Source organism: Shumkonia mesophila (genome assembly GCF_026163695.1).
Taxonomy (GTDB): Bacteria; Pseudomonadota; Alphaproteobacteria; order Rhodospirillales; family Shumkoniaceae; genus Shumkonia; species Shumkonia mesophila.
Genome location: NZ_JAOTID010000001.1, coordinates 477,935 through 496,829, shown reverse-complemented (window position 1 = coordinate 496,829; position 18,895 = coordinate 477,935). Strand labels below are relative to the sequence as shown.

The following is an 18,895-nucleotide window of genomic DNA, read 5'->3' as shown; positions in this document are numbered from 1 at the left end:
GGTTCAGTTGAGGCGGCCGCGCAGTTCCTGCAACAGCGCGGTGGCCTTGTGGCGCTCGGGGTCTCCGCTGCCGCGCCGAAGGAACTCCTCGAGCGCGGCGACGGCGGCGCGAAGGTTGTCGAGACGGGCGTTGATCAGCCCGGCCTCGCGCCACAACTCGGGCATGGCGGGGGCGAAAAGCGCCATCGCCTCGATGACGCGCAGCGCCTCCTCGAGTTTGCCGTCCTTCAAGAGGCGCACCTTGATGTTGTTCTGCATGCGATAAAGGATGGCGCGGTTGCCGGCCGGCCGGTAGTGGTCCGGGGTCAGCTCGGCGTCGTTGCCGGCGACCGTCTTCAGCAGGGCGCGCAGCGCCGTCGGGTCGAGCGCCACGCCGCCGTCGGCCGGGTCGAGGATCAGCCGCCGGCCGTCGTGCTCCAGGCGGACCAGGAAGCGCGACGGGAAGTCGAGGCCGGTCACGGTCCAGCCGAGCCGGCGCGCCACGTGGATGTAAAGGATGCCCAGCACCACCGGCAGACCGCGGCGGTTGTCGATCACCCGCATCAGGTTGGCCGCGTCGAGGTCGTTGTAGCTCTCGGCGTCGCAACCGTAGCCGTAGCGCCGGCCGATGATGTGGGCCAGGGCCTCGGCCCGCCCCTTGACGTCCAGCTCCAGGCGGGCGGCGGCGGCATAGGCGCCGGCCTCGGCGGTCACCTTGCCGAGGTGGCGGCGATAAGGCTCGAGCGAGACGCGCGGCCTCTCCAGCGCGGCCAACGTCAGGGCCGCTTCGGCGAGATCGATGTCGTCGTCGGCAAGACCGCCGAGGCGGGCCAGGTGTTCGCGTGGGGTCCGGCCGGGGTTCACGACGCTCCCTTGATCTTGACGTGGCTGACCACGTCCTTCACGTACTCGATGGAGCGCGCGTGGGCCATCACGCGGTCCATCTCGGCCCGCGACTGGGCGAGGCCGATCAGGTAGATGGTCTGGTTGACCGTCTCGATGGAATAGTTGACCGCCATGATCTCCTTGTCGAAGGTGATCTTGGACTTGAGCTGGGTGGTGATCCACGAATCGCGGCTCAGGTCGCCTGCGCTGCCCCCGGTCAGCTGGATCTCGTTCAGCACGTCCTTGACGCCGCCGACGGTCCAGGCGATGCGCACGGCATCGGCCCGCATCTGCTCGTTGGCGGCGACCCCGGTCAGCAGCACCCGCCCGTCGTAGACCTCGGTGCCGATCTTGATCGCCAGGTCCTGGCTGAAGTCGAAAAATCGGGTGTAGATGGTGGTCCCTATTTTCATGTCCCTGGCGGCGCCGTCGACGCCACGGTCCGAATAGGCGGCCGTGCCGACCGCGGCGCCACCGCCGACGAGGACGCCGGCACAGCCCGGCAGGCTGGCGGCGGCGGCCAACATGAGGGCAAGTCGAAGGGCGGTAACGGCGCGGGAACGCTTCATGGCGGGACACTCCGGTGCGGTGGCAGGCCTGATCGGCGCTGCATTCTAATGGGGCCCGGGGCGGGCCGGAAGAGGGGCGGATACAAAAAAGCGGTCCTCACTCGGGCCGCCAGGCGTTCTTCAGGTGGCGGGGCAGGCCCCACGGCGTCACCAGCATGACGTCGAAGCGCCAGTCCAGGCCGGCCAGCTCCGGCCGCCGGCCGACGAAAGCCCCGGCGGCCCGCTCGATGCGGCGGCGCTGGCGGGGCCCGATGGCGGCGATGGCGCTGTCGGCGTCCCGGCGGGCCTTGACCTCGACGAAGACCAGCACGCCGCGGCGGCGGGCGACGATGTCGATTTCGCCGGCGGCCGTCTTCCAGCGGCGGGCCAGTACGCGATAGCCCTTGGCGGCAAGCACAAGAGCGCCGAGCGTCTCGCCCAGCCAGCCGTAACGCCAGGCCCGCAACCGCCGGCTGTCGACCTCCGCCGGTTCGGCGCCCGGCCTCATCCGCTTTCGCCGGTGAGGGCCAGGGCGCGGGCGTAGACCCGACGGCGCGGCCAGCCGGTGGCGGCGGCGACGGCGTCGACGGCGTCGCGCAGGCTCTGGCTGGCCAGGGCCTCGGCAAGAAGGCGCTCGACGGCCGCTTCGCTGGCTTCCGCCTCGGGTTGCGGCGGCGCCACCACGACGGTGACCTCGCCCTTGGGCGGTCCCGCCTCGGCATAATGACGGGCCAGCTCGGCCAGCGGCCCGCGGCGCACCTCCTCGAACATCTTGGTCAGCTCGCGGGCGACGGCGGCCTCGCGCCCGCCCAGCACGTCGGCCATGTCGGCCAACGCGGCCTCGAGCCGCTTGGCGCTTTCCAGGAAGACCAGGGTGGCCGGCGCCTGGGCAACCTCGGCGAGCGCGCGCCGCCGGGCCACGGCCTTGGTCGGCAGGAAGCCGGCGAACAGGAAACGGTCGCTGGGCAGGCCGGAAAGCTGCAAGGCGGTGAGCACGGAAGAGGCGCCCGGCGCCGCCGTCACCGGAATCCCTTCCTCGAGGCAGGCGCGGACCAGACGATAGCCGGGATCGGACACCAGCGGCGTGCCGGCGTCGGAAACCAGCGCCACGCTTTCGCCATTTTTGAGTCGCCTGATCAGCATCGGGCGGACCTTGGCGGCGTTGTGCTCGTGATAGGGCGTGAGGGCCGCCGAAACGCCGTGCATGGCCAGCAGTTTGCCCGTCACCCGGGTATCCTCGCAGGCGACGATGTCGGCACCGGCCAGCACGGCAAGCGCCCGCAACGTGATGTCGGCGGCGTTGCCGATCGGGGTGGCGACAAGGGTAAGTCCGCGCGGCGCCGCAACGGACGGTTTACTCGCGCCGGTGCGCCCGCTAGGCTCTTCGCCGAAACGTGCGCTTTTTATTTTCGGAGACTTGGCCCCGCCCGATGACTCGACTTCCGCATGTGTTGAAACGCTTCGCTGCCGCGCCATGCCTGTTGGCCTTGGTGATGGTGCTGGGTGCCTGCGAGTCTTCCCGATTGCCGCCGTGGATGCAAGGCGAGATCGGCCCGCCCACCCAGGCCGCCCCGCAACCTTCGGCGCCCGGGGCCAGGCCGCCGGTGCCTTCGCTGGCGCCGCTGCTGAGCCCGCCGGGCATCGAGACGCCGGGCGGCGGTGCCGGCGCCGAGGCCGGCGCCATGCCGGGAATTCCGTCGGCGCAGGCGCCGCGCGTCGCGCTGCTGCTGCCGCTCAGCGGGCCGCAATCGGGGCTCGGCAAGAGCCTGCTGAACGCCGCCCAGATGGCGATCTTCGACTTCGCCGACGAAAACTTCGAGCTCTTGGTTCACGACACCAGGGGTACCCCGGAGGGCGCCGCCCAGGCGGCTGAGACGGCCATCGGCGAAGGCGCCGCCCTGATCCTGGGACCCCTGCTGTCCAGTTCGGTCAAGGCGGTGACGCCGATCGCGCGGACGGCGCGCGTGCCGGTGGTGGCGTTCTCCAGCGACCGCCTGGTGGCTGGCGACGGCATCTTCACCATGGGCTTCTATCCCGAAACCGAGGTGCGCCGGGTGGTCGAATACGCCCGCACGAAAGGCCTCCTGCGCTTCGCCGCCCTGGTGCCGGACAACGAATACGGCGCCGCCGTGGTCGGCGCCTTGCAGCGCACCGCCGATGCCGGCGGCGGCCTCGTCGTGCGGGTCCAGTACTACAACCCGCACGCCCAGGATTTCGCCGCCGTGGTCCGCCAGCTGGCCAGCTTCGAATCGCGCCGCCAGGCCCTGGCCCAGCAGCGCGCCGAACTGGAGAAGCGCAACGACGAGGTGGCGCAGCGGGCCCTCCAGCGGCTGAACAGCCTGCAGACCATCGGCGACCTGCCGTTCGACGCCCTGCTGGTGGCCGACGGCGGCAAGCGCCTGCAGGCCATCGCCGCGCACCTGCCGTTCTACGATATCGATCCGGCCCGCGTGCGCATGCTGGGCACCGGCCAGTGGGACGAGCCGGGAGTCGGCGCCGAGCCGGCCCTGGTCGGCGGCTGGTTCGCCTCGCCCACGCCCCAGGCGCGGGCCGAATTCGAGAAGCAGTACGACGACGTCTACGGCCGCAAGCCGCCGCGCCTGGCAACGCTGGCCTACGACGCCACGGCGCTGGCGGCGATCCTGGCCCGCTCCGAGGGCGGCGCCCGCTTCGACATCGAGGCGCTGACCCAGCCCAGCGGCTTCTTCGGGCGCGACGGCATTTTCCGGCTGCGCCGGGACGGCCAGGCCGAACGGGGACTCGCCATCCTGCAGGTCGGACGACAGGGCTTCAGTGTCGTCGACAAGGCGCCGGAAAGCTTCGCGACGCCGATGTTCTGAGGATCAGGCCAACAGGTGGGCCAGCACCGCATTGAGCCGCTGGCGGCCGGCGGGGCTGGCGCGCAGGCTTTTGCCGTCGGCTTCCAGGAAGCCGCCGTCGATCATTTCAGCCAAGGCGCCAGCATCGACGGCATCCTCAAGGGCGAGGCCGCTGTGCCGGGTGAAGCGGGCCCGGTTGATTCCTTCCGTAGTGCGCAACCCCAGCATGACCAGTTCGTCGGCCCGCTGGCGCGGCTCCAGGCGAATACGCTCCACGGTGCCGTGGCCCTGGCGGTCGACGGCGGCCAGCCAGCGGCCGGGGGTGTGGATCTGGCGCAGCGCCTCGGTGCCGCCGGGGCCGGAGAGCCGGCCGTGGGCGCCGGGGCCGACGCCCACGTAATTGCTGCCCCGCCAGATGGCGAGGTTGTGCCGGCATTCGGCGCCGGGCCGGGCGTGGTTGGAAATCTCGTAGGCCGGCAGGCCGGCCGCCGCCAGCACCTCGTGGGTGGCCTCGTACAGGGCCGCCGCCGTTTCTTCGTCGGCGGCGCCGACGCCATCGTCATGGAAGCGGGTGCCGGGCTCGATGGTCAGCTGGTAGACCGACAGGTGCTCGGGGCCGAAGGCCAGGGCCTCCTCGAGTTCGCGCCGCCAGGCGTCCACCGTCTGGCCGGGCCGGGCATAGATGAGGTCGAAGGAGAACCGCTCGAAGGTGGCGGCGGCCAGCGCGATGGCCCGCTTGGCCTCGGCGGCGTCGTGGGCGCGGCCCAGGAAGGCCAGCGCGGCGTTGTCGAAGGACTGCACGCCCAGCGACAGGCGGGTGACGCCGGCCTCGGCCAAGCCTGCGAAATGGCCGGCCTCGCTCGACGTCGGGTTGGCCTCCAGCGTGATTTCCAGATCGTCCGTGGTCGGCCAATGGCGCTTGGCGGCGGCGATGACGGCCGCCGCCGTGGCCGGCGCCATCAGCGACGGCGTGCCGCCGCCGAAGAAGACGCTGGCCAGCCTACGGCCATTCGTTTCGTTAGCAAAATATTCTATTTCGCGCAGCAGGGACGCCCGCCAACGCTCCTGCTCGATGGCCTCGACGGCATAGCTGTTGAAGTCGCAGTACGGGCATTTCGACCGGCAGAACGGCCAGTGGACATAGAGAGAGAGGGTGTCGTCCATGGGCGGTGTCCGGCGCGACCCGTCGCGCCCCAGCTATTTTGTTCTTGTATCGAAACAAATAGCGACCAGTTTGCGGAAGGCATCGGCCCGGTGGCTGATGGCATGCTTGGCCGCCGGCTCCATCTCGCCGAAGGTCCGATCCCGGCCGTCGGCCACGAACATGGGGTCGTAGCCGAACCCGTTGCCGCCGCGCGGTGGCCATACCAGGGTACCGTGGACCGTGCCCTCGACCGTCTCCACATGGCCGTCCGGCCAGGCCAAGGCAAGGGCGCAGGCGAAATGGGCGGTGCGGTCGGCGTGCCCCACCAGGGCGTCTTCGAGCTTGCGCATGGCCAGGGCGAAATCGCGCCCGGGTCCGGCCCAGCGGGCCGAATGGATGCCGGGCCGGCCGCCCAGGGCGTGCACCGCCAGCCCGGAATCGTCGGCCAGGGCCGGCAGCCGGGCGGCGCGGGCCGCCGCTTCGGCCTTGATGACGGCGTTTTCGACGAAGGTGGCGCCCGTCTCTTCCGGCTCGGCGAGATCGAGGTCGCCGGCCGACACCACCTCGACCCCATGGGGCGCCAGCAGGTCGCCGATCTCGCGCACCTTGCCGGCATTGTGGCTGGCGATGACCAGCCGGGGGCCGTCGAACCGGCGGGCCACGCGCCTCACTCCAGCCCCAGGGCCTTGCGCTGCAGGGCCATCAGCTCGGTGGCGCCCTGGCGGGCGAGGCCGAGGAGCGCCGAGAACTGTCCGTCGTTCACCGGCTCGGCCTCGGCGGTGGCCTGCACCTCGATCAGGCCGCCGTCGCTGGCGAGCACGAAGTTGGCGTCGGTGCTGGCGGTGCTGTCCTCGGCGTAGTCGAGGTCGAGCACGGGCGCCCCGCCGACGATACCGCACGACACCGCCGCCACCTGGCCCTTGAGCGGCATCGCCTTGATGAGCCCGAGGCCCTGGACCTTGGCGAAGGCCCGATAGAGGGCGACGTAGGCGCCGGTGATCGAGGCGGTGCGCGATCCGCCGTCGGCCTGGATGACGTCGCAGTCGAGGCGGACCTGAATGTCGGCGATGGCGGTGAGATCGGTCATGGTCCGAAGGCAGCGGCCGATCAGGCGCTGGATCTCGTGGGTGCGGCCCGACTGGCGGCCGCGCGCCGCCTCGCGGTCGGTGCGGGTGCCGGTGGCGCGCGGCAGCATGCCGTACTCGGCGGTGATCCAGCCCTTGCCCGAGCCCTTGAGCCAGTGGGGCAGGCGCTGTTCGACGGTGGCCGTGCACAGCACGTGGGTATCGCCCAGGCGGACGAAACAGGACCCTTCGGCGTGCTTGCTGACGTCGGGTTCGAGGGTGACGGGGCGCATCTGGTCGGCGGCACGGCCGGAAGGTCTCATGAAGGGGCCTTTTCTCATCCTGGAAACACGGGGCGTCAAGCTAACCCGCCCCATCCCCGGCGTAAAGCCTCCGCGGGCCTGGGCGCGTTGACGGTGGCCGGGGCGGTCACTAAGTTAACCCGGCAAGCGAAAGCAGGTCAGTACATGATTACCGAACTCAACGACCGGTCGCGCGAGATCTTTCGTCACATTGTCGACGCCTACATGGAAACCGGCGAGCCGGTCGGCTCGCGTACCATCTCGCGCCGCCTCAGCGTCATGCTGTCGCCGGCCACGGTACGCAACGTCATGGCCGACCTCGAGGAGGCCGGGCTGCTGTACGCGCCGCACGCCTCGGCCGGGCGGCTGCCGACTGAGGCGGGGCTGCGCCTGTTCGTCGACGGCCTGCTCAAGGTCGGCACCCTGGCCGAGGCCGAGCGCCGCGACATCGAAAGGCACTGCGACAGTTCCGGCCACAGCCTGCAGGGCCTGCTCGAGGAGGTGACGAACACGCTCTCGGGGCTGACCGGCTGCGCCGGCCTGGTGCTGGCCCCCAAGAGCAACGCGGCGCTGCGCCACATCGAGTTCGTGGCGTTGAACCCGGGGCGCGCCCTGGTCGTCCTGGTCGGCGACAACGGCCTGGTCGAGAACCGCATCATCGAGACCTCGCCGACGCTGCGCCCCTCGGCGCTGGTCGAGGCCAGCAATTATCTCAGCGCCCGCCTGGTCGGGCGCACGCTGAACGAGGCCTACGACGAGATCATCGCCGAGTTGGAGGCGCACAAGGCCGAGCTTGATTCGCTGACCACCCGCGTCGTCGAGGAGGGCCTGGCCATCTGGGCCGGCCGCGAGGACGAGCGCCGGCTGATCATCGGCGGCCGCGCCAATCTGCTGGACGACGTCACCGCGGTGGCCGACCTCGAGCGCATCCGCGCCCTCTTCGCCGCGCTGGAAACCAAGGAAACCATGCTGAAGATGCTGTCGCTCGCCGATTCGGCGCAGGGCGTGCAGATCTTCATCGGCTCCGACAACAAGCTGTTCAGCATGTCGGGCTGTTCGATGATCGTCGGTTCCTACCAGGACAGCCGCAACCACGTGCTCGGCGCCATCGGCGTCATCGGGCCGACTCGCATGAATTACGCCCGCATCATCCCGATGGTGGATTTCACCGCCAAGATGATCGGCCGACTGATCGGATAAGGAAACGGAAGAGACATGGCAGACGACGCGCAGAAGAATCCCGAGGACACCCAGGCCGCCGAGGCCCCGGAAATAGAAGACGACGGGGGCATCCCGATGCCGTCCGACGACGACGCCCTGGCGGCCGAAGCGACCGGGCCGCAGGCCGCCCCCGTCGATCCCCGGGCCCGCCTGGAAGAGCTGGAAGCCGAGGCCGCCGACCTCAGGGACAAGCTGCTGCGCGCCCTGGCCGAGACCGAGAACGTCAGGCGCCGCGGCCAGCGCGATCGCGAGGAGGCGTCGAAATACGCCATCAGCAGCTTTGCCCGCGAGATGGTCGTCGTCGCCGACAACCTGCGCCGGGCGCTGGAGCACGTGGCGCCCGACGCCCGCCAGAAGGACGAGCTGCTGGAATCGCTGGCCGCCGGCGTCGAGATGACCGAACGGGCCATGCTGGCCGCCTTCGAGCGCTTCGGCATCCGGCCGATCGAGTCGCTGGGCCAGAAGTTCGACCACAATCTGCACGAGGCGATGTTCGAGGTCGAGGACCCGGCCCAGCCGGCCGGCACCGTCGTCCACGAGATGGAGAAGGGCTACGTGCTGGACGACCGCCTGCTGCGCCCGGCCCGGGTCGGGGTATCGAGGGGCGGGCCGCGCCAGCCCAACGGCGGCGCCGAGGCCGCTCCCTCGCCCGATGCCAAGGCGGCGGCCAAGGAACACCGCGCCGCCTACGAGAAGCAGACCGACGCCCAGGGCGAGGCCGCCGGTTCCAAGGGCGCCAAGCTCGACGAAAAGCTCTGATCGCGGCGCCCGGCGTCCCGACCGGGCCTTCCTAAAGCAACGATCCCTGTTCGCCGCCGCCGGGCCTTGCCGCCCCCGGCGGCGGAAACAGGAACTCGCCGGCCGGGTCGTGGGCGGCGAAACGGCGCTTGGCCAGCGACCGGCTTTGCACCGCGTAGCAGTAGGCGCAGCCGTGCGGGCAGGTATCGTAGTCGCCGATGTCGCGGGACGCATCGCAATCGCATGCGCGATGGGCCTTGTGCGCCGCCGCCAGCGGCCGGCCGGCGATGTCGGAAAGCCGGGCCGCGTCGATGCAGCGGGCCTCGGCGGCGCCGGGGACGATCAGTTCGGGCTGGCCGCAGACGGCGAGCCTCAGGCCATGCCGGCCGGCGATGGCGGCGAGGTCGGCGATCAGGGCGCGCTTTTCTCCGGGTCCGGGGTCGTCCCACGTAAAGCCGTGCAGGCGGGCGGCGGCGGTCAGGTTGCGGGCCGACTTGCGATAGATTTGGGCGACCGAGACCACGACCTCGTCGACGGCGCCGACCATCTGGCCGGCCAGGCAGGCGAAGGTTTCGCGATGCCAGGCGGGCGGGGTCACCGAGGAAAAGACGATGGGGTCGTAGCGCCAGACGGCGGCACGCCGGCCGTATCGCGTGGCGACGGCGCGGATATGGTCGACCGCCACTTCCGCCCCGATGGTGGCGGCGTCCAATACCCGCGGATAGCCGGTGACGGTGTATTGCACGACGAAGGGAAAGCCGCGCGCGGTCACGGTCTCCAGCCGGTCGAGGAAGGGCTCCAGGTTGCGCGTCCAGAAGACGAAGCCGTCAACGGCGGCCGGCCCCAGCGGCACCGTGAACGGCGGCCCGCCATAGGGATTGGCGACCCGGCAATGGCCGGCCGCAAGCCGGCGCATGAACCATTCGCCGTAGAAGGCGGGAATGTCGGTCTTATAGCTGGCCGAGACGATCATGGGGGCTTCCTCGCCGGCGGCCCGGCCCGGCAAAAGCGCCGCCCATCGCCCGCCGGGGCACGCCGGCAGTTGCGTGCCATTTCGCGTGGACATATATATCGCCCAGACGTCCGCGCCGAGGCGGACTTTTTGAAATCCAACAAAGGGGGTTTCTGCGGTGCCGCATGTGGCCGCCGGGACCTGCCGCAACGAACGAGGTTACAATGAGCAAGGTTATCGGGATCGACCTGGGGACCACCAACTCCTGCGTCGCCGTCATGGACGGCTCCGACGCGCGGGTCATCGAGAATGCCGAGGGGGCGCGGACCACGCCCTCGATGATCGCCTTTACCGAGGGCGGCGAACGCCTGGTCGGCCAGTCGGCCAAGCGCCAGGCGGTGACCAACCCCGAGAATACGGTATCGGCCATCAAGCGGCTGATCGGGCGCAACTTCGACGACCCGCTGACCAAGAAGGACATGGGCCTGGTTCCCTACAAGATCGTCAAGGCCGACAACGGCGACGCCTGGGTCCAGCTCGACGGCCAGAAGTACAGTCCCAGCCAGATTTCCGCCTTCATCCTGCAAAAGATGAAGGAAACGGCCGAGCGCTATCTGGGCGAGCCGGTGACGCAGGCCGTCATCACGGTTCCCGCCTACTTCAACGATTCGCAGCGCCAGGCCACCAAGGACGCCGGCAAGATCGCCGGCCTCGAGGTGCTTCGCATCATCAACGAGCCGACCGCCGCCGCGCTCGCCTACGGGCTTGAGAAGAAGGGCGCCGGCACCATCGCCGTGTACGACCTGGGCGGCGGCACCTTCGACATCTCGGTGCTCGAAATCGGCGACGGCGTCTTCGAGGTGAAGTCGACCAACGGCGACACCTTCCTGGGCGGCGAGGACTTCGACAAGAAGATCATCGACTACCTGGCCGACGAGTTCAAAAAAGAGCACGGCATCGACCTGCGCTCGGACAAGCTGGCCCTGCAGCGCCTCAAGGAAGGCGCCGAGAAGGCCAAGATCGAGCTCTCGAGCTCGATGCAGACCGAGGTCAACCTGCCGTTCATCACCGCCGACGCCTCGGGGCCCAAGCACCTCAACATCAAGCTGACGCGCGCCAAGCTCGAGGCCCTGGTCGACGACTTGATCCAGCGCACGGTCGGTCCCTGCCGCGCCGCGCTCAAGGACGCCGGCGTGACGGCCGGCGAGATCGACGAGGTCATCCTGGTCGGCGGCATGACCCGCATGCCCAAGGTCATCGAGACGGTGAAGAATTTCTTCGGCCGCGAGCCGCACAAGGGCGTCAACCCCGACGAGGTGGTGGCGGTCGGCGCCGCCATCCAGGGCGGCGTGCTCAAGGGCGACGTCAAGGATGTGCTGCTCTTGGACGTGACGCCGCTCAGCCTGGGCATCGAGACCCTGGGCGGGGTGTTCACCCGGCTGATCGACCGCAACACCACCATCCCGACCCGCAAGAGCCAGGTCTTCTCGACCGCCGAGGACAGCCAGAACGCGGTGACCATCCGCGTCTTCCAGGGCGAGCGCGAGATGGCGGCCGACAACAAGCTGCTGGGCCAGTTCGACCTCATGGGCATTCCGCCGGCGCCGCGCGGCGTGCCGCAGATCGAGGTCACCTTCGACATCGACGCCAACGGCATCGTCCACGTGTCGGCCAAGGACCGGGCGACCGGCAAGGAACAGCAGATCCGCATCCAGGCTTCGGGCGGGCTCACGGATACCGACATCAACCGCATGGTCAAGGACGCCGAGCAGCACGCCAGCGAGGACAAGAAGCGCAAGGAGCTGGTCGAGGCCAAGAACCACGCCGATTCCCTGGTCTACAGCACCGAGAAGAACATCAAGGAGTTCGGCGACAAGGTGTCGGCCACCGAGAAGCAGACCATCGAGACGGCCATCGCCGATCTCAAGGCCGCTCTCACCGGCGAGGACGCCGACGCCATCAAGGCCAAGACCGAGGTTCTGACGCAGGCCTCCATGAAGCTGGGCGAGGCCATGTACAAGGCCAACCAGGAGGCCGGGCCGGGGGCCGCCGCCGGCGGTGCCGGGGAGCAGCAGGCCGGGCCGTCGTCGGGCAAGTCCTCGGGCGGGCCCGACGATACCGTGGTGGATGCCGACTTCGAGGAAGTCGATCCGGACGCCGGCAAGCGGAAATAGCGGCCGCAATGGCCGGAATCTTCCGCGGGAAAAGATGGCACGCCCGGCGCGCGGCTGACCGCGCGCCGGGACGGCCGCAGGATGCGGGTCCCAACTGATGGCCAAACAGGACTATTACGCGGCCCTGGGGGTCGAGCGCGGCGCGTCGAAGGACGACGTCCGCAAGGCTTACCGCAAGCTGGCGATGAAGTACCACCCGGACCGCAACCCCGGGGACAAGACCGCCGAGCAGAAGTTCAAGGAGATCAACGAGGCGCACGACGTCCTCAAGGACGACCAGCGGCGCGCCGCCTATGACCGCTTCGGCCATGCCGCCTTCGAGCAGGGCGGGCCGGGCGGCCCCGGCGGGGCGGGCGGCTTCGGCGGCTTCTCGGCCGGCGGCTTCGCCGACATCTTCGACGAGATGTTCGGCGACTTCGTCGGTGGCGGCGGCCGGCGCGGCGGCGGCGCGGCGCGCGGCGCCGACCTCCGCTACAACCTCGAGGTTTCGCTCGAGCAGGTCTTCCACGGCGCCAAGACACAGATCCGGGTGCCGACCTCCATCGCCTGTTCGGATTGCAACGGTTCCGGCGCCGCCGGCGCCGCCGCCCCGGTGACCTGCCCGACCTGCCACGGCCACGGCCGGGTGCGGGCGCAGTCGGGCTTCTTCACGGTCGAGCGCACCTGCCCGACCTGCCAGGGGGTGGGGCAGGTCATCAAGGACCCCTGCCGCTCCTGCGGCGGCACCGGCCGGGTGCGCCGCGAGAAGACGCTGTCGGTCAACATTCCGGCCGGCGTCGAAGACGGCACCCGCATCCGCCTGGCCGGCGAGGGCGAGGCCGGCATGCGCGGCGCGCCGGCGGGCGATCTTTACATCTTCCTGACCGTGGCGCCGCACCGCTTCTTCCAGCGCGACGGCGCCAACATCTATTGCCGGGTGCCGATTCCGATGACCACGGCCGCCCTGGGCGGCTCGGTCGAGGTGCCGACGCTGGACGGCCGGCGGGCCCGCATCAACATCCCGGGCGGAACCCAAAGCGGCCATCAATTCCGCCTCGGCGGCAAGGGCATGCCGGTGTTGCGCTCCTCGGCGCACGGCGACATGTTCGTGCAGACCATGGTCGAGACGCCGATGAACCTGACCAAGAAGCAGGCCGAATTGCTGCGCGAGTTCGAGGGGGCCGGCAGCGCCGAAAAGACCAGCCCCGAATCGGCCGGCTTCTTCTCCAAGGTCAAGGAGCTGTGGGAAGACCTCAAGGACTGAGGGCGGACGAACGGGGGGCGCAAGAAGCGCCGCCGCAACGTTTCAAGGGGGAAGCCATGAAGATCGGTATCGTCGGATGCGCCGGGCGCATGGGCCGCCTGCTGGTGGCCGAGGTGCTGGCCGGCCCGGGCTGCGAACTAGCCGGCGGCAGCGAGCGGCCGGACAGCCCGGCGCTCGGCCAGGACGTCGCCGTCCTGGGCGGCGGCCAACCGTCGGGGCTCAAGGTCACCGACGACGCCCGGGCGCTGTTCGCGGCGGCCGACGTCATCGCCGACTTCACCATGCCGGCGGCCACCGTTTTCCACGCCGGGCTGGCCGCCGAGACCGGCACCGCCATGGTCATCGGCACCACCGGGCTCGGCCCCCAGCACCAGGCGGCGATCGACATCCTGGCCCGCAAGGCCGCCGTCGTGCAGGCCGCCAACATGAGCATCGGCGTCAACCTGCTGCTCGGCCTGACCGCCCAGGTCGCCAAGGCGCTGGGCGAGGAGTTCGACATCGAGATCCTCGAGATGCACCACCGCCACAAGGTCGACGCGCCGTCCGGCACCGCGCTGGCCCTTGGCAAGGCCGCCGCCGCCGGCCGCGGGGTCGATTTCGACGCCGTGGCGCAACGGGCGCGCGACGGCCACACCGGGGCCCGGCGGCGGGGCGACATCGGGTTCGCCTCCCTGCGCGGCGGCGACGTGGTCGGCGATCACACCGTGCTGTTCGCCGGCGAGGGCGAGCAACTGGCCCTGACCCACAAGGCGACCTCGCGCGCCGTGTTGGCCAAGGGCGCCATCCGGGCCGCCACCTGGGTGGCCGGCCGCACCCCCGGCCTCTATTCCATGCGCGACGTGCTGGGGCTCGCCTAGGCCGAGGCCGGACGGCAGGGCGTGCAGGGGACCGCTTCGGCCCGCGGCCGGGGCACCGCCGCCGGCGCCAAGCCCGACAGCGGGGCCAGCGCGCGGACGAGATCGGCGGCCAGCCGTTGCCGCTCCGCCGCTCCCAGGAAGGCGCCGATCGCCAGCGAGCGGCCGTGCGAGCGCAGCTCGATGACGCCGCTTTCCGCCCCGCCCGCCACGACGACGCGCAGCCAGTAGGGCTGAAACGACCATTGGCGCGGCGGCCGGCCGGGGTCTTCGCGGATCAGCGTCAGCGCATCCTCGGTCAGGGACAGCACCTCGACGACGCGGGCCGCCCGGCCGTGCAAAGAGAACGCCGCCCACAGCAGCGCCACCTCCAGGCCGCCGAAACCGACCACCGGCCAGGCGCCGGCCAGCCCGAAGCCCAGCCCGGCCACTGCCAGCCCGCCGGCCAGCAGCCCGACGGCGACGCCAGCGCCCCGCGCCCCGGCGCTGCGGCGCGGGCGCAGCACGGCATGGAAGAGGAGGGGCGGGGCATCGGGCCGCCGGTCGCTCATCGGGCCTCCATCGGGCCGTTCGGGGACAGGCATTACATATGGGATGGGATCGGCCGGCGGCCCAGGAAATCCTTGCCGCCGGCATTGGCGCCGCTAAGCTGGACGCGGCGCCCGGGGGAGAGAGGAGGAAGGCCATGAGGAAAGCCGACGTCGAGGAATTCTACCGCCGCCTGGCCGCCGCCAACCCCGAGCCCAGAAGCGAGCTCGACTTCGTCAACCCCTACACGCTGCTGGTCGCCGTGGTGCTGTCGGCCCAGGCCACCGACGTCGGCGTCAACAAGGCGACCGGGCCGCTTTTCAAGGTCGTCGATTCGCCCGCGAAGATGCTGGCCCTGGGCGAGGACGGCCTCAAGGCTTTCATCAAGACCATCGGCCTCTATAACGCCAAGGCCAAGAACGTCATCGGCCTGTCGCGCCTCCTGGTCGAGCGGCACGGCGGCCAGGTGCCGGCGGAGCGCGCCGCCCTGGAGGCCCTGCCCGGGGTCGGGCGCAAGACCGCCAACGTCGTGCTGAACGTCGCCTTCGGGGAACCCACCATCGCGGTGGACACCCACATCTTCCGGGTCGGCAACCGCACCGGGCTGGCCCCCGGCGCCACCCCCTTCGAGGTCGAGCAGGGCCTGGAGAAGGCGACGCCGGCCCGCTGGAAGCGGCATGCCCACCATTGGCTGATCCTGCACGGCCGCTATGTCTGCATGGCCCGCAAGCCGGCCTGTGCGGCCTGCCCGGTGGCCGACCTCTGCGCCTACCCCGCCAAGACGATGGCGGCGTAGCGCGCCTGGTTTTGGGGACATGAGTTTTGGGGACACCATACTTTATGGTGTCCCCAAAACTCTAAACGCCTTCAGCCGGCCGGGCTGCGCGGGCGGACGGCCAGAAGCTCGCGGTAGCATTCGCCCGCCGCCACGCCGGTGACCGTGCGGCCGCGGAATTCGAAATGGCTGACCTTTTGCGGCTGGCCGGCGCCGTCGGCGTAGAGGAAGAGGTCGAGCACGCAGGTTTCGGTGCGGTACTGCCAGACCTCGGCCGGCGGGTCGCGCCTGACGAAGCCGGGCGATCCCAGCAGGGCGGCAACATCGGGCGCCGTCAGCCCGGCCAGGCGCTCCGGCCCGGGCAGCGCGGAGGCCGGCAGCGCCACGTCGGCGGGCGAGGCGGCGGCCAGGCGCTCGCCCTCGGGCAGCACGCCCGGGCGCGCCGGCGTCTCGACGGCGGATGGAAGCGTCTCGGCCGGATCGGCGGCGGGCGATTCGGCGTAGCGGGGCGTGCCGCAGGCGGCAACGCTCAGCGCCAGCAGCGCGACGCCGGCTGCCGCCCAGGCGCGCCAACCCGCGGGTCGGTGCATCATCCCCCCCCTTTTTCCGGCCGGCCTAGAGCGTGTGGCCGGACGGATCGTCCGGCCCCGTGGCGGCCGGGGGCGTCGTCTCGCCGTCGTCCCGCGGCCACGGGCGCAGGTCGTCGACCGGCGCCGCCTCGGCGGCGGGCTCCTCGGCGGCCGCGGCGTCGTCGGCGCGCAGGGCATCGGCCTCGCCCGGGGCCAATGCCCGCATGTCGCCGGAAATCTCGCCCCCCGCCTCGATGACGACGCGCCCGTAGCGCACCGTGCCGTGGATGCGCCCGCCGGCCCGGACGGTCAGGATCTCGCGGGCCAGCAGCTCGCCCTCGTAAAGGCCGCTGATGTCGGCCTCCTCGACGTTGGCGCTGCCCTTGAAATAGCCGGTGGGGGCGACCTCGATGGCCCGGGCGTCGGCCAGTTCGGCCTCGACCTGGCCCTCGACGATCAGCTTGTTGCACGACGTGATCTCGCCCTTGAGGCAGATGTCGCGCCCGACCGTCAGCTTCTTGTTGTCGTCGTTGGGTTTCTGGCGCTCGAAGCGGCGGGGCGGCGAGGCCGGCGGCTGGTCGACCGGACGCCTGGGAATCTCGGGGCGGGCCGGGGGAACGGCGGCGGATTTGATCGGCATGTGCGATCCCTTGCGGCTGAAGGGTTTCAGCGGCGGCGCCGCCTGGTCGTGCCGGTCGCCTTCGTGGACGGGCTTCATCGAGCCGTCGTTTTCGTCTTGCTTCTTGCGGAACATGATCAGCTGTTCCCCTCCTCGACAATAAAGAAAACCGGGGACGGCCCTATCGGCCGCCTTCCCGCGTACGCGGCCGCCAGGCCTCCACCAGATGCACCATCGCGGCGGTGCCGACGACCGGGGCGATGAGGTTGATCCCCGGCAGCGTCAGCAGGAACGCGATGACGACGCCCGCCAGGAAAACGCGAATTCCATGGGCTTTGCGCAGACGTTGCGCCGCCTTGCCGTCCATCCGGCGCAGGGCGGCCAGCTCGCAGTACTCGCGCCCCAGAAGGTACCCGTTCAGGCCATAGAAGGCCAGCAGGTTTATCCCCGGAAACAGATAAAGCGGCAAGGCCAGAATGTTGAGAACCAGCATGGCGGCCACCAGCTTGCCGGCGGTCAGCAGGCTCTCGAGGAACCCGATGGGCCGGGCGGCGGCCAGCCCGGGATAGTGGCGGGCCTCGACCGCGCCGGCGACGCGGTCGAGAAAAAGGCCGATCAGCGCGCTCGCCACCGCCGGGAACAGCAACCAGGTCAGGGCCAGGGTGGCCAGCGCCCCCAGCCCGTCGACGACCCCTTCCAGCCACCCGCTGTCGAACAGCACCGTGTGGCCCAGCGTCCACCCCATCAGGGCGAACAGGGCCGCGAACACCAGGATCGCGCCGCCCAGGCAGGCCAGCACCAGCCGCCGGATGGGGCGGTCGGGCAACTGGGCGAAGGCCTTGGCGAAGGCGGAAAGCATGAACGGACGGGACCTTTCTGCGGCGGGGGATGGCGGCGGCCTGTTTAGCCCCGCCGCCCGGCCGCCGCAAGGGGGCAGGCGGGGACGGCGGAAATGACGAGATTCCGGCCCCTGCGTTCGGCGGGCGATCGCCGTCTAACGGATTGATTCACCATGGCTTTTCCGGCATCCGCGGCGGCCGTAACGGAAAAAAACCTCGTCATTTTGCCGGTTTATCCTTCAAAATCAAAAACTTAAATGGCTATGATGGGGGCACATTTTCCGGCGTCAGGGCCGTAAACACTCGCGGCCGACGCGGCAGCCCCGCCCCCGGGAAGGAAATAAAGCTATTTATAGGAATATAATCAATAGCGGTGAATTTGTCAAGTGCGGCGATGACGACCTAGTCAAGAATCCACGACATTACGTAGCAAGCACCTTGCTAACGTTCTCTCACCAACGGGGGGAGCCGTCGTGGTCGATTTGTTGTTGGCCGGGCGGCAGTATTAGATTTGGGAGACGTTAGGCATTTTTAGGAGAAAAGATCGAGTAGAGATCGTGCAGGAAGCACCATAAATGGATGACTAGACCTTCCTCCATATTCCCTAAAGCCGTAGCGGTCATATAGCCCAGCCGCTCGGTCCGTCAATGCATTGAGCGATACACCATAAATCCCAATATTTTTAACAGTATGTGCACACTTTTCGAGAGCATTTAAAAGAAGAATGGTTCCAATTTTATTGTTTTGATATTCTTTTCTAACCGCAAGATAGTTAATATAAATGAAGGGAACATATGCATACCCCTCACTAGAATTAATGATCTCTTCTGAAAGATATTTTGATTGTGATGCCGATATACTTAGGCAATAAAAACCAACGGCTTCTGTCCTTGATGGGAAGAAGCCGCAGAACACTCGCCGTTGATATTTATGATGCCATTCGTGACATTTATTAATATGGCGATCTACTTCATGTTCTCCGGAATCAAAGTCTTTCAGACATAAATCATCCGGGAGCGGCAATATAACTAGATTCTTAACGTCCACCGGCCGGGGAACATTCATCGTTGAAATTATTTTTGTAAAAATCGTAGGCGCGCCGCAATTCAGGCGTTACGCCGCCGGTTTCCTTATATACTTTCTGGCAAAACTCATAAGCTTCCTGCTCGCTGGCAAAGGGAGATTTTTCCTTCTTGCCACGTCCGAACATCCACCTAAGAGCATCGCGTAAAGATGAAATAGCCATATCGGCCATAAACCTCCCTGGTCATCATGGCTACCCTACAATATAGCACCTTCCCTCGATTCTTTTATTGCTTTTTGGCGACCGTTTCGATTCTAAAAGGAATCCATCTTAGTCACTGCCAATAACCCTTCATTCCTGCGACACGAGATGCCCCCAAGGCAGGCCGCCAGCGACCGTTAGGTACAGCGTGCCGTTGGCAACCGCCGGGGGGTGCTACGCCATGCCTGCTATTTCGTTCACTACGGGGCGCCCTACCCCCTTCCGACGAACAGCATCTTGGTGGCCATGATAGTCATGAACTGGACGTTGATTTCGAGCGGCAGGGCGGCCATCTGCACCACCGCTTGGCCGATGTGCTCGACCGCCATGCGCGGCTCGACGATAACGGCGCGCGGA

The 18,895-nt window shown here is 68.9% G+C and carries 21 protein-coding genes; 7 read left to right on the top strand and 14 right to left on the bottom strand.

Annotated elements, in window-relative coordinates; translation table 11 throughout:
- Positions 1–3: 3 nt before the first annotated feature.
- From ODR01_RS02170 to rsmI, 4 genes are all read right to left on the bottom strand, one after another.
- Positions 4–843, bottom strand: coding sequence for a SirB1 family protein (locus tag ODR01_RS02170; protein WP_316975945.1), 840 nt, complete (start codon positions 841–843; stop codon positions 4–6).
- Entirely contained in the window at positions 840–1,433 is a 594-nt protein-coding gene (locus ODR01_RS02165) for a BON domain-containing protein (RefSeq protein WP_316975944.1), read from the bottom strand. Before ODR01_RS02165 ends, ODR01_RS02170 begins: the two co-directional genes overlap by 4 nt.
- 97 nt (positions 1,434–1,530) lie before the next feature.
- On the bottom strand, positions 1,531–1,920 hold the full coding sequence (locus ODR01_RS02160) for a YraN family protein (RefSeq protein WP_316975943.1): 390 nt from the start codon (positions 1,918–1,920) through the stop codon (positions 1,531–1,533).
- Positions 1,917–2,888: a 16S rRNA (cytidine(1402)-2'-O)-methyltransferase gene (rsmI, locus tag ODR01_RS02155; RefSeq protein ID WP_394356799.1), complete on the bottom strand. Its 972-nt coding sequence runs from the start codon at positions 2,886–2,888 to the stop codon at positions 1,917–1,919. The genes ODR01_RS02160 and rsmI overlap by 4 nt, the downstream gene beginning before the upstream one ends.
- Here rsmI and ODR01_RS02150 point away from each other — a divergent pair.
- Positions 2,843–4,252: a penicillin-binding protein activator gene (locus ODR01_RS02150; RefSeq protein WP_316975942.1), complete on the top strand. Its 1,410-nt coding sequence runs from the start codon at positions 2,843–2,845 to the stop codon at positions 4,250–4,252. The two genes, rsmI and ODR01_RS02150, sit on opposite strands and share 46 nt — an antisense overlap.
- Before the next feature lie 3 nt (positions 4,253–4,255).
- Here ODR01_RS02150 and hemW read toward each other — a convergent pair whose 3' ends face one another.
- The 3 genes from hemW to rph are packed head-to-tail and all read right to left on the bottom strand — an operon-like array spanning position 4,256 to position 6,762.
- Positions 4,256–5,395, bottom strand: coding sequence for a radical SAM family heme chaperone HemW (gene hemW / locus ODR01_RS02145; protein ID WP_316975941.1), 1,140 nt, complete (start codon positions 5,393–5,395; stop codon positions 4,256–4,258).
- 33 nt (positions 5,396–5,428) lie between these two features.
- Positions 5,429–6,037 (bottom strand): RdgB/HAM1 family non-canonical purine NTP pyrophosphatase, encoded by a 609-nt coding sequence (gene rdgB / locus ODR01_RS02140; RefSeq protein WP_316975940.1) that lies wholly within the window; start codon positions 6,035–6,037, stop codon positions 5,429–5,431.
- A 5-nt stretch (positions 6,038–6,042) separates the two neighbouring features.
- On the bottom strand, positions 6,043–6,762 hold the full coding sequence (rph, locus tag ODR01_RS02135) for a ribonuclease PH (RefSeq protein WP_316975939.1): 720 nt from the start codon (positions 6,760–6,762) through the stop codon (positions 6,043–6,045).
- Between the two features lie 144 nt (positions 6,763–6,906).
- Here rph and hrcA point away from each other — a divergent pair, with 144 nt between their 5' ends.
- Both hrcA and grpE read left to right on the top strand, forming a co-directional pair.
- On the top strand, positions 6,907–7,941 hold the full coding sequence (hrcA, locus tag ODR01_RS02130; protein ID WP_316975938.1) for a heat-inducible transcriptional repressor HrcA: 1,035 nt from the start codon (positions 6,907–6,909) through the stop codon (positions 7,939–7,941).
- Between the two features lie 15 nt (positions 7,942–7,956).
- Positions 7,957–8,721: a nucleotide exchange factor GrpE gene (grpE, locus tag ODR01_RS02125; RefSeq protein WP_316975937.1), complete on the top strand. Its 765-nt coding sequence runs from the start codon at positions 7,957–7,959 to the stop codon at positions 8,719–8,721.
- A 31-nt stretch (positions 8,722–8,752) separates the two neighbouring features.
- Here the strand turns inward: grpE and ODR01_RS02120 are convergent, their stop codons facing one another.
- On the bottom strand, positions 8,753–9,766 hold the full coding sequence (locus ODR01_RS02120; RefSeq protein ID WP_316975936.1) for a DUF1848 domain-containing protein: 1,014 nt from the start codon (positions 9,764–9,766) through the stop codon (positions 8,753–8,755).
- Positions 9,767–9,876: 110 nt separating this feature from the next.
- Between ODR01_RS02120 and dnaK the strand changes: the two genes are divergently transcribed.
- From dnaK to dapB, 3 genes are all read left to right on the top strand, one after another.
- Positions 9,877–11,826, top strand: coding sequence for a molecular chaperone DnaK (dnaK, locus tag ODR01_RS02115; protein ID WP_316975935.1), 1,950 nt, complete (start codon positions 9,877–9,879; stop codon positions 11,824–11,826).
- Between the two features lie 97 nt (positions 11,827–11,923).
- Positions 11,924–13,069 carry a molecular chaperone DnaJ gene (dnaJ, locus tag ODR01_RS02110; RefSeq protein ID WP_316975934.1) on the top strand — a complete coding sequence of 382 codons (1,146 nt, stop codon included), beginning with the start codon at positions 11,924–11,926 and terminating at the stop codon, positions 13,067–13,069.
- Between the two features lie 56 nt (positions 13,070–13,125).
- Positions 13,126–13,926, top strand: a complete 801-nt coding sequence (gene dapB, locus ODR01_RS02105; protein WP_316975933.1) for a 4-hydroxy-tetrahydrodipicolinate reductase — start codon at positions 13,126–13,128, stop codon at positions 13,924–13,926.
- Here the strand turns inward: dapB and ODR01_RS02100 are convergent.
- Positions 13,923–14,474: a DUF2244 domain-containing protein gene (locus tag ODR01_RS02100; RefSeq protein WP_316975932.1), complete on the bottom strand. Its 552-nt coding sequence runs from the start codon at positions 14,472–14,474 to the stop codon at positions 13,923–13,925. The two genes, dapB and ODR01_RS02100, sit on opposite strands and share 4 nt — an antisense overlap.
- Positions 14,475–14,608: 134 nt before the next feature.
- Here ODR01_RS02100 and nth point away from each other — a divergent pair, with 134 nt between their 5' ends.
- Positions 14,609–15,247 carry an endonuclease III gene (nth, locus tag ODR01_RS02095; RefSeq protein ID WP_316975931.1) on the top strand — a complete coding sequence of 213 codons (639 nt, stop codon included), beginning with the start codon at positions 14,609–14,611 and terminating at the stop codon, positions 15,245–15,247.
- 71 nt (positions 15,248–15,318) lie between these two features.
- Here the strand turns inward: nth and ODR01_RS02090 are convergent, their stop codons facing one another.
- The 5 genes from ODR01_RS02090 to ODR01_RS02070 form a co-directional block, all read right to left on the bottom strand.
- Positions 15,319–15,819, bottom strand: a complete 501-nt coding sequence (locus tag ODR01_RS02090; RefSeq protein WP_316975930.1) for a hypothetical protein — start codon at positions 15,817–15,819, stop codon at positions 15,319–15,321.
- Positions 15,820–15,841: 22 nt separating this feature from the next.
- Entirely contained in the window at positions 15,842–16,549 is a 708-nt protein-coding gene (locus ODR01_RS02085) for a bactofilin family protein (RefSeq protein WP_316975929.1), read from the bottom strand.
- A 46-nt stretch (positions 16,550–16,595) separates the two neighbouring features.
- Entirely contained in the window at positions 16,596–17,273 is a 678-nt protein-coding gene (locus tag ODR01_RS02080) for an EI24 domain-containing protein (RefSeq protein WP_316975928.1), read from the bottom strand.
- Between the two features lie 511 nt (positions 17,274–17,784).
- Positions 17,785–18,300, bottom strand: coding sequence for a GNAT family N-acetyltransferase (locus tag ODR01_RS02075; protein WP_316975927.1), 516 nt, complete (start codon positions 18,298–18,300; stop codon positions 17,785–17,787).
- Complete coding sequence (locus ODR01_RS02070; RefSeq protein ID WP_316975926.1) at positions 18,290–18,499, bottom strand: hypothetical protein; 210 nt, start codon at positions 18,497–18,499, stop codon at positions 18,290–18,292. The genes ODR01_RS02075 and ODR01_RS02070 overlap by 11 nt, the downstream gene beginning before the upstream one ends.
- Between the last annotated feature and the right edge of the window lie 396 nt (positions 18,500–18,895).